At 66.9% G+C, this 9482-nt stretch carries 9 protein-coding genes and 2 pseudogenes; 2 read left to right on the top strand and 9 right to left on the bottom strand.

Translation table 11 applies throughout. The features are described from left to right. From AC6RA4_RS19825 to trxB, 4 genes and pseudogenes are all read right to left on the bottom strand, one after another. Positions 1-341, bottom strand: a pseudogene (locus AC6RA4_RS19825) (class 1 fructose-bisphosphatase); the annotation flags it as partial. 301 nt (positions 342-642) lie between these two features. Continuing rightward, on the bottom strand, positions 643-969 hold the full coding sequence (locus AC6RA4_RS19820; RefSeq protein ID WP_500163301.1) for a hypothetical protein: 327 nt from the start codon (positions 967-969) through the stop codon (positions 643-645). Positions 970-1130: 161 nt separating this feature from the next. Beyond that, positions 1131-3209, bottom strand: coding sequence for a bifunctional sulfate adenylyltransferase/adenylylsulfate kinase (locus tag AC6RA4_RS19815; RefSeq protein WP_500163300.1), 2079 nt, complete (start codon positions 3207-3209; stop codon positions 1131-1133). A 195-nt stretch (positions 3210-3404) separates the two neighbouring features. Beyond that, a complete protein-coding gene (gene trxB / locus AC6RA4_RS19810) occupies positions 3405-4409 on the bottom strand; it encodes a thioredoxin-disulfide reductase (protein ID WP_500163299.1) in 1005 nt (334 codons plus the stop codon). Between the two features lie 320 nt (positions 4410-4729). Between trxB and AC6RA4_RS19805 the strand changes: the two genes are divergently transcribed. Continuing rightward, the gene (locus AC6RA4_RS19805) at positions 4730-5230 is read left to right on the top strand and encodes an Lrp/AsnC family transcriptional regulator (RefSeq protein WP_500163303.1); all 501 of its coding nucleotides are present in this window, start codon (positions 4730-4732) and stop codon (positions 5228-5230) included. An 18-nt stretch (positions 5231-5248) separates the two neighbouring features. Here AC6RA4_RS19805 and AC6RA4_RS19800 read toward each other — a convergent pair whose 3' ends face one another. The 5 genes from AC6RA4_RS19800 to lgt form a co-directional block, all read right to left on the bottom strand. Further along, positions 5249-6040 (bottom strand): Hint domain-containing protein, encoded by a 792-nt coding sequence (locus AC6RA4_RS19800; RefSeq protein ID WP_500163297.1) that lies wholly within the window; start codon positions 6038-6040, stop codon positions 5249-5251. A 233-nt stretch (positions 6041-6273) separates the two neighbouring features. Further along, positions 6274-6417 (bottom strand): hypothetical protein, encoded by a 144-nt coding sequence (locus AC6RA4_RS19795; protein WP_500163296.1) that lies wholly within the window; start codon positions 6415-6417, stop codon positions 6274-6276. 147 nt (positions 6418-6564) lie between these two features. Further along, entirely contained in the window at positions 6565-7320 is a 756-nt protein-coding gene (gene pgeF, locus AC6RA4_RS19790; protein ID WP_500163294.1) for a peptidoglycan editing factor PgeF, read from the bottom strand. Further along, on the bottom strand, positions 7310-8380 hold the full coding sequence (locus AC6RA4_RS19785) for a class I SAM-dependent methyltransferase (protein WP_500163293.1): 1071 nt from the start codon (positions 8378-8380) through the stop codon (positions 7310-7312). Before AC6RA4_RS19785 ends, pgeF begins: the two co-directional genes overlap by 11 nt. Continuing rightward, positions 8377-9264, bottom strand: coding sequence for a prolipoprotein diacylglyceryl transferase (gene lgt / locus AC6RA4_RS19780; RefSeq protein WP_500163292.1), 888 nt, complete (start codon positions 9262-9264; stop codon positions 8377-8379). The genes AC6RA4_RS19785 and lgt overlap by 4 nt, the downstream gene beginning before the upstream one ends. 96 nt (positions 9265-9360) lie before the next feature. Here lgt and AC6RA4_RS19775 point away from each other — a divergent pair. Next, positions 9361-9482 (top strand): annotated as a pseudogene (locus tag AC6RA4_RS19775) (accessory factor UbiK family protein); the annotation flags it as partial.

The raw sequence follows: 9482 nt of genomic DNA, 5'->3' as shown, positions 1-9482 counted from the left end.
GAGCCGTCGATCGGGTCGATGGCGATGTCGTAGAGCCCGTCGGGATCCAGCGTCTCGACCTCCTCGGCCTCTTCCGAGAGCATGTGACGCACGCCGCAGCCATGCAGCTCGGCCAGAATGTGGTCATGCGCGCCCACGTCGAGCGCCTTCTGCGCATCGCCGCTCTCGTTGTTGCCCACCAGCTCCGCCGGGTCGCCCGGCAGCTTGCCCGCCGCCAGCCGCGCCGCGATGGCGGGCAGCGCGTGGGCCAGCGCGCCGATGATGCGCCCCACGCCGTCCTCGGGCAGGCAGGCGGGCAGGATCTGCGCCGTGATCAGGCGGTCGTTGGGCAGGGTCAGCATGGCGGGTGTCCGTGGCTCGAGGGAGGGCCGGACGCAAGGCGCGCCGGGCCGGGGTCTGCCCATCTTCTATGCTGCACGGCGCGCCGCGTCGACCGCCCGCATCGCGCAAAAGGAAGGTGACATCGCCCGCCGGGCTCACCGATACGCCGCTCAGCCCGGATAGAGCCCGGGCTGACACCAGCCCCAGGTGGTGACATCGACCATGGCGGCTCCGGCGTGTTCCGCATCGGGGCGAGGTCAGGGCCACAAGGTGAGAGCAAGGTTCATGGCGCAGCGACTGCTCCCGCACCGAGGACGCGCGTCAGCGCCGGAGGAGGTTTCTCAGCCGGGTCTTCTTGTCGGCGTCGCTGAAGTTTCCGTAGAGAATGGTGCGCACCTGGCCCCATTTCTCGGGCGGGATGCTGGCGGGGTCGGTGCCCGGCAGCAGGAAGACCACCTGCTGCTGCTCGCCCGGGGTCAGGGCATTCGGGCGCCCCATGCTCATCGCGTAACGCTCACCCCCGCCCTGCTGGGCGCCGGTCGCGTGCTCGTCTGCAGATGTCTCGCCCGGGCGGCCATGATTGCGCGCGGCCTGGGCGACGCCGGCCACCGTCACCACGGCGGCGATGAGAATGATGAAGAGTTTCATGGCGCGGCTGCCTTTCGTTCCGGTCTGCCCCGAGGATAGCCCATCGTGCGGCCGGAGCAAACGTGCCCGGGCGTCGCGCTGCGCGCGGCCCGGCCGGTCCCGCAAACAAAAGGGCCACGCGCGGTGTCGCGCGTGGCCCCTGTCCTTGGCGTGGTCGCGGCTCAGTGGCCGGCGATCAGGCCCATGCTCTCGAGCTTCAGGATCACCTGATGCGCGCAGTTGTCGACATCGGTGCCCTCGGTCTCGACCCGCAGCTCCGGGTTGGCCGGAACGTCGTAGGGGTCGGAGATGCCGGTGAACTCCTTGATCTTGCCTTCGCGGGCCAGCTTGTAGAGGCCCTTGCGGTCACGGCGCTCGCATTCCTCGATGGTGGTCGCGACGTGGACCTCGATGAAGGCACCGAACTGCTCGATATCCTCGCGCACGGCACGACGGGTGGTCGCGTAGGGCGCGATGGGGGCGCAGATCGCGATGCCGCCGTTCTTGGTGATCTCGGACGCCACATAGCCGATGCGGCGGATGTTGAGGTCACGGTGCTCCTTCGAGAAGCCCAGCTCGGAGCTGAGGTTCTTGCGGACGATGTCGCCGTCGAGCAGCGTCACCGGACGGCCGCCCATTTCCATCAGCTTGGTCATCAGAGCGTTGGCGATGGTCGACTTGCCCGAGCCCGAGAAGCCGGTGAAGAACACGGTGAAGCCCTGCTTCGACCGCGGCGGCTTGGTGCGGCGCAGCTCGGCGACCACCTCGGGGAACGAGAACCACTCGGGGATCTCGAGGCCTTCCTGAAGACGACGGCGCAGCTCGGTGCCCGAGATGTTCAGGATGTTGACGCTGTCCTTGTCGGCGATCTCGTCGGCGGGCTCGTACTGGGCGCGCTCTTCGACATAGACCATGTGTTTGAACGGCACCATCTCGATGCCCATCTCTTCCTCATGCGCCTTGAACAGCTCCTGCGCGTCGTAGGGACCGTAGAAGTCCTCGCCGGCGGAGTTCTTGCCGGGGCCGGCGTGGTCGCGGCCGACGATGAAGTGGGTCACGCCGTAGTTCTTGCGGATCAGACCGTGCCAGACCGCCTCGCGGGGGCCGGCCATGCGCATGGCGAGCGGCAGCAGCGACATCGAGGTGGTCGAGGCCGGGTACTTGTCGAGCACGGCCTCGTAGCAGCGCACGCGGGTGAAGTGATCGACGTCGCCCGGCTTGGTCATGCCGACGACCGGGTGGATCAGCAGGTTGGCCTGCGATTCACGAGCGGCGCGGAAGGTCAGCTCCTGGTGCGCGCGGTGCAGCGGGTTGCGGGTCTGGAACGCCACCACCTTGCGCCAGCCGAGCTTGCGGAAATAGGCGCGCAGCTCGTTGGGGGTGTCGCGGCGGGCGCGGAAGTCGTAGTGGACCGGCTGCTGGATGCCGGTCACCGGGCCGCCGAGATAGATCTTGCCGGCGGTGTTGTGCAGGTAGTTGACCGCGGGATGCGCATCGTCATCGGCGCCGAAGACCTTCTCGGCCTCCTTCGACTTGTTCGGCTCCCACTTGTCGGTGACGGTCATGGTGGCGAGGATCACGCCTTCCTGATCGCGCAGGGCGATGTCCTGACCGATCTCGATCTTGTCGGCGAAGTCTTCCTTGACGTCGAGGGTGATCGGCATCGGCCACAGGGTGCCGTCGGCCAGACGCATGTCGTCGACCACACCGTTGTAGTCTTCTTCCGACAGGAAGCCCTTGAGCGGGTAGAAGCCGCCGTTCATCAGCAGCTCGAGGTCGCAGATCTGGCGCGGGGTCAGGTCGTGCGAGGCCAGCTCGCCGGCTTCGACCTTGAGCTTCTGCGCGCTGTCATACGAGACGTAGAGCTCGGGAATGGGAGCGAGATTGTTCTGCATAAATCTGGTCCTGTTAGTGAAGGGAACGTAGCCGCTGGCGGTCCCGGTCAGTTCGGCGTGAAGCGCCTGATACTCGAGGAACTTGCGCGCCAGAAAGCGGTCCGTGAGCCGGGCCTTTTCAGCCGCACCGCGCGAAGTCAGGGAATAAGCGAAGCGCTGGCGCCGGTCCGGCCCTGAACGTTCGCTGATGGTGATGAACCCGGCTTCGGCTGCGGCCCGAAGCTGTGCATTGAGACGCCCGAGCGACACGCCGATGGCTGACGAGATTTCCCGCTGGGAGGCATGCGGCGCCTGATCGACGTGACGCAGAAGCCGAAACAGCGGGCCTTCTTCATCGGTAATCGGTTTTGCACCAGGCGCGGACATAAAGGGACGACTCAAAGTGTGTTCACGGATGAACGCATCGCACAGCCGCACGCCTCGGGAAAGGAAAAAGTATCCCCTCCGCGCATTTTCGCCGAAATTTGCGGCACCCGTTGCGCAAAAGCGGGCGGCCCCGAGAACGACGAAGGGCGCGCCATGGGCACGCCCTTCGGGAATTTCGATCGCCTTGCGAGAGGCTTAGCCAGCGACCGGGTTCTCGGCCCCATAGCCCAGCGGCTCGGACACGTCCTTGCCCTCGTCGACGCCCTGCTCGGCGAGCCAGCGCTCGGCCTCGAGCGCCGCCATGCAGCCCATGCCGGCGCTGGTCACCGCCTGGCGGTACTTGTGGTCGGTCAGGTCGCCGGCAGCGAAAACGCCGGGGATCGAGGTCGCGGTGCTGTCGGGCTGGGTCTTCACGTAGCCGCCCATGTGGGTCTCGAGCACATCTTTCACCAGCTCGTTGGCCGGCGCGTGACCGATGGCGATGAACACGCCCTTGCAGGGAATCTCGGTGATCTCGCCGGTCTGCACGTTCTTGGCCCGCACGGCGGTGACGCCCTTGGGGCTGTCCTCGCCCACCACTTCTTCAAGCGCGTGGTGCCAGAGCGGCACGATCTTCTCGTGCTTGAGCAGGCGATCCTGCAGGATCTTCTCGGCGCGCAGTTCATCGCGGCGGTGGATCAGGGTCACCTTGCTGGCGAAGTTGGTGAGGAAGAGCGCCTCTTCCACGGCGGTGTTGCCGCCGCCGACCACCACGATCTCCTGGCCGCGGTAGAAGAAGCCGTCACAGGTGGCGCAGGCCGAGACGCCGAAGCCCTTGTAGGCCTCCTCCGACTCGAGCCCCAGCCACTTGGCGCGCGCGCCGGTGGCGAGGATCACCGCGTCGGCGGTGTATGTGGTGCCGCTGTCGCCATGCGCCACGAAGGGCCGCTTGTCGAGCTCGAGCGAGGTGATGATGTCACCGATGATCTCGGTGCCCATGGCGCGCGCGTGCGCTTCCATGTTGACCATCAGCTCGGGGCCCTGCACCTCTGTGTGGCCGGGCCAGTTCTCGACCTCGGTGGTGGTGGTGAGCTGGCCGCCCGGCTCGAGCCCTTGCACGAGGATTGGTTCGAGCATGGCGCGCGAGGCGTAGACACCGGCGGTGTAGCCGGCCGGGCCGGAGCCGATGATCAGGACCTTGGTGTGGCGGGTATCGGACATTGGGCAATCCTCGGACAAAGCGTTTCGCGCTCATATAGTCGCCTTGCCCCGGCAGCGAAAGCCCCGGCCCGCCCCGACGGGCGGCGCTTGCCGTTCCCGCCGCGCCGCGGCATAAGGCCCCCGGACCGCACCGACGACCGGAGCCGAACCGATGTTCGCGCCACCAGCCGCCGGAACGGGCCAACCAACCTGACAGTGTCACGATGCATAATGCGGCGCCTCCGCGTATGAGGACTTAATATTCTTTCGCAAAAGTGAAACTTTATTGCGCCGCGCCGCCGGGGTGGTATAACAATCGCGAAATCAGAAGAGGTATGACGATGCCCGGGAACCGGCTCGATCCGATCGACCGCAAGATTCTGGCGGAGCTGCAGGCCGATGGCCGCATGACCAATGTCGAGCTCGCCAAACGTGTCGGGATCTCCGCCCCTCCCTGCCTGCGCCGGGTGCGCACGCTCGAGGAACAGGGCTTCATCCGCGGCTACCACGCCGATGTCGATCCGCGCGAGCTGGGCTTCGAGGTTCAGGTCTTCGCCTCGGTCGGCCTGCAGAGCCAGGCCGAGGTCGATCTGCGCGCCTTCGAGGAGCGCTGCCGCAACTGGCCGCTGGTGCGCGAGTGCCATATGCTCAACGGCGAGGTCGATTTCATCCTGAAATGCGTGGCGCCGGATCTGTCGACCTTCCAGAGCTTCCTGACCGGAGAGCTGCTCACCGCCGACAATGTCGGCAGCGTGAAGACCTCGCTGGTGATCCGCGGCGCCAAGGACGAGCCCGGCGTGCCGTTCGACGTGCTGGAGGAGCGGCTGAGCCGCTCCGCCTGAGGCTTCCACCTCCGAGCGTCAGAGAGAGGTCAGACTGTCGATCACCTCGCGCGTGGTACGCGTGAGGCTGAGCTCGCCAAAATCCTGAAGCCGCTCGACATTCGGGAACATCGACAGGAACAGCGCACAGGCCCCGTCGCCCATCGGGCGGGTGACGGCCTTGCCGGGATGGTAGGTTTCCATCTCGATGCCGCCGATGCGGATGGTGGCGTGGCGGCCAAGCATGAAGTGGTAGAGCTGGACCGAGCCGACCGGCGTCACCTCGACGATGCGGTCGCCATCGGCGAAATCTGCCACCGGCACCAGCACCTTTTCCTTGCCGATCAGCGATTTCAGCCGGTCGCGGCGCATCACCATATGCGCCGCCGGGCCGACCAGCACGTCGACCATCGGGCGACCGGGACCGAAGCTGTCCGAGGTGATCCGCGACAGCGAGGCCAGCGTGGTCGCGTCGTCGGGAATGCCGGGCACATAGGTGGTCGAGCCGATCCAGGTGACCGGCTGCGCCCCGAGGCTGCTTTCGACGTAATCGCCGGGCAGCAGGTCCTCGATGGCGATCGGGCCGCGGACCGTGGGGATCAGGGTGCCGCGCGCAAAGGCCGTGCAGGCCTCTTCGAACAGCGGCGTCGCGGGCGCCACGTGGCTTTTGAAGGAGATCGAGAGGTCCGGCATCAGCGCCGAGGCCTCGTACTTGCGCATCAAGGCCGAGCTGCGGCGCGGGCGCTCGGCACGGGCCGGCGCGGGCTTGCGGGGAATCTGAAGGGAGACCGACCGGGAAACAGACGGGAAGGACTGGTTAAGACTGGACACGTGAACACCCCTTAAAGGACTGGTCACAACCGTGTTGGCCCCCACCAACAACAACAGAAGGACTGTTGCGATACGAATGATGACAAATAGGACCCAATGCCCCGGGTCTGTCAAAATTTAACCGGATTTGACCGATTTCACGCGGTCAATCCGGCGGTTCATCAAAGATTGTCACCGATTTCGATACCAATTCGGCAGATCTGGCCGAAACCGCGGCGAATCGGGTGCGGGATTCAGGCCCGCTTGAGAACCGGCTCCTGCCCCTTGCGGCGGGCGATGGCGGCTTCCCGGCGCGCACCGCGCGCCCAGGGAAGCTCCATCTCCACCGACTTGGCGGTTGCGACGGCCGACTTGATGAAACGGCTCTGCTTTTTCATGGTACTGCTCCTGCTCGGTCTTTTCTTGCCTGTCGCCACAGGTGCCTGCCTGCGGCCTTGCTCAGACCATGACCCGAGATTGGGGCGCCTTTTTGACGAAGCGCGGACAATTTCAGGGGCGCAGGGCGTTTGTTTCCGAAACGGCGATCAGAGCCGGATCGCCGAAATCAACCGGCCGTAATCCGCCTCGCGCTCGTGCACCGAGCGGCGGAAGGAATAGAAGCGCTGCGGATCGGAATAGGTGCAGTGGCGGGTCCATTCCGCCTCGACCCCGGCCTCGCGCAGCTTGTGCAGCCCGAAGCCCGGCAGGTCGAAATGCATCCGGTCGCCCTCGCCCCCGGCAAAGAAACGGCCGTTGACCGGGTCAGCGCTCATGAAGGTGTCGAAGAACTCCGGCCCGACCTCGTAGGCCCGCTGGCTTATGCTCGGCCCGATCACCGCGTGGATGCGCTCGCGCATCGCGCCAAGCCCGACCATGGCGTCGACGGTCTCTTCGAGCACGCCGTCGATGGCGCCGCGCCAGCCCGCATGGGCGGCACCGACCACCCCGGCCTCGACATCCGAGAACAGCACCGGCTGGCAATCCGCCGTGAGCACCGCGATCGCCACACCCGGCGTCGCCGTGACCATGGCATCGGCCTCGGGCACGGGGCCGTCATGCGGCCCCTCGACCACCAGCACCTTCGAGGAATGGGTCTGGTAGACATTGACCAGCCGCTCGACCGGCACCTCCATCGCATCGGCGACGCGGGATCGGTTGATCGCCACGATCTCGGACTGGTCCGACGAGCCGTTGCCACAGTTCAACCCGGCGAACACCCCCGACGACGCCCCTCCCTTGCGGGTGAAGAAGCCGTGCCGAAGGGGACCGAGGCTTTGCGAGGTGATGATCTCAAGCGTCATGTGTCAGTAGTCCGGGCGGTGGGGCTGCGCCTTCGGGGAAGGCCCCGAGTGTCTTGAACAGCGAACCCATTTCCTCGGGGTGCGTCAACCGGCGATGTGCGGCGACGTGGCTGTCGAGCTGCGCTCCGCTGAGCCGTGCCGCAAGCACGCGCGCCCGGTCGGTGATGCCGAGCCGTTCGAGGAACACACCCTGCGGCGTGAGGGCGCTGGTGGCGCAGGGCATCGCGGCGGCGAGCGCCCCGAAATCCACATGCGCGGTGAGATCGGCTGTCCCCGGCGCGTCGAGCGGCGAGACGCTCTGGTGCCGCCGCACCGCCTGGAACGTATCGCCGAGGCTGCGGTCGCTGCCATAGTCGACGATCAGCGCCGCGCCGCCATGGGCCGCGATGCGGCGGCCGATCTCCTCGGCGATGCCGGTGGCAGGCGCGCAGGTCTCGACGAGGTCGCCCTCCTGCGTTTCGCCCAGCCGGTGCTCGAGCGCGCCTTGCGCGGTGGGCTCGGTCAGGCCGAAGCTCAGCTTGCCATCGTCAAGGCCAACCACCCGCTCGCACCACGCATCGCCCGAGCGCAGGAACTGGCGGATCGGCAGCGCATCGAAGAACTCGTTGGCCAGCAGGAAGAGCGGCGCCTCGGGCAGGTTCGCCACGCTGTCATGCCAAACCGGCATCAGCGGCGCGAGCCGGCGGTGCTGTTCGTCGCGCAGCCGTGGCGAGGTCTCGACGAGGTGCAGACGCGCCGCCTCGAGCATCCCCGGCACGCCGCGCATGGCGCGGGTGGCATCGGCCATCAGGGTGCCCCGCCCCGGCCCCAGCTCGGCCAGCACGAAGGACGAAGGCCGCCCCTGCTCGATCCAGCATTGCGCAAGGCAGAGGCCCAGAAGCTCGCCGAACATCTGGCTGATCTCGGGCGCGGTGGTGAAGTCCCCCGCCGCGCCCAGCGGGTCGCGGGTCGGGTAATAGCCGTGCTGCGGGTGGCCGAGGCAGGTGGCCATGTATTCGGCGATACTCATCGGCCCTTCGGCGGCGATGCGCCGGTGCAGGATCTCCTCGAGCGGACTCATGCCCGCCGCCTCGCCAGGACCAGCAGCGCCACGCCGATGAGAATCATCGGCAGCGACAGGATCTGCCCCATAGTGAGGCCATAGCCGCCCACCTGCAGCGCAAGCCCAAGCGGATTGCCCGGCGCGACGAACTGCGCATCGGGCTGACGGACGAACTCGACGAGGAAGCGCGCGAGGCCGTAGCCTGCGAAGAAGGTGCCGGCAATGAGACCCGGTCGCTTCAGCGCGTCGCGCGCGAAGGCCAGCCAGATCAGCACCGCGCCGAGGATCAGCCCCTCGAGCCCCGCCTCGTAGAGCTGCGAGGGATGGCGCGCGCAGAGCTCGCCCGCCGCCTGCCCGCAGGCCTGCGCGGCCTGCCCCGGAAAGATCACCCCCCAGGGCAGATCGGTGGGCCGGCCCCAGAGCTCGGCATTGACGAAATTGGCGACCCGGCCCAGCAGCAGCCCCGGCGGCACCGCCAGCGCCATCAGGTCGGCGGTGGGCATCAGGCGGATGCCATGCTTCAGGCAGAACCCGAGCGCCGCCAGAATCACCCCCAGAAGCCCGCCATGGAACGACATGCCGCCGTGCCAGATCATCAGGATCTCGCCGGGATTGGAGAGGTAATAGGCCGGCTGGTAGAACAGCACGAAGCCCAGCCGCCCGCCAAGGATGATGCCCAAAATCACCCAGGTGAGCAGCTGCTCGAGCTGCTCGGTGCTCATCGGCGGGGTCTCGTCGCGCCAGAGCCGCGCCCGTCGCACGGCTGCGGCGGCCAGCTGCCAGCCGATCAGGATGCCGGCGATATAGGCCAGCGCGTACCAGCGCAGGGCGAACTCGAAACTGCCGATCGAGATCGAGAACAGTTCCGGCGAGAGCGAGGGGAATTGCAAGGCGGCTTTCATGGCGGCATGAGTGCCGTCGCTTTGCCGGCGAAGTCAACCTTGAGGCCGGCGCCCGCACGGCCCATATTGATAACAACATCGTATCAGGAGCAGCCCATGCAGACCCGCAACAAGGTATTCGACGACATCTCGCAGCTGATGACCAACGCCATGGGCGTGGCGCAGGGCGCCAAGGACGAGGCCGAGACGGCGATGAAGTCGATGATCGACCGCTGGCT

This window comes from Salipiger sp. (assembly GCF_059781815.1).
Note: the sequence above shows the minus strand (reverse complement) of the source record. Positions and strands in the feature narration are given on the sequence as shown.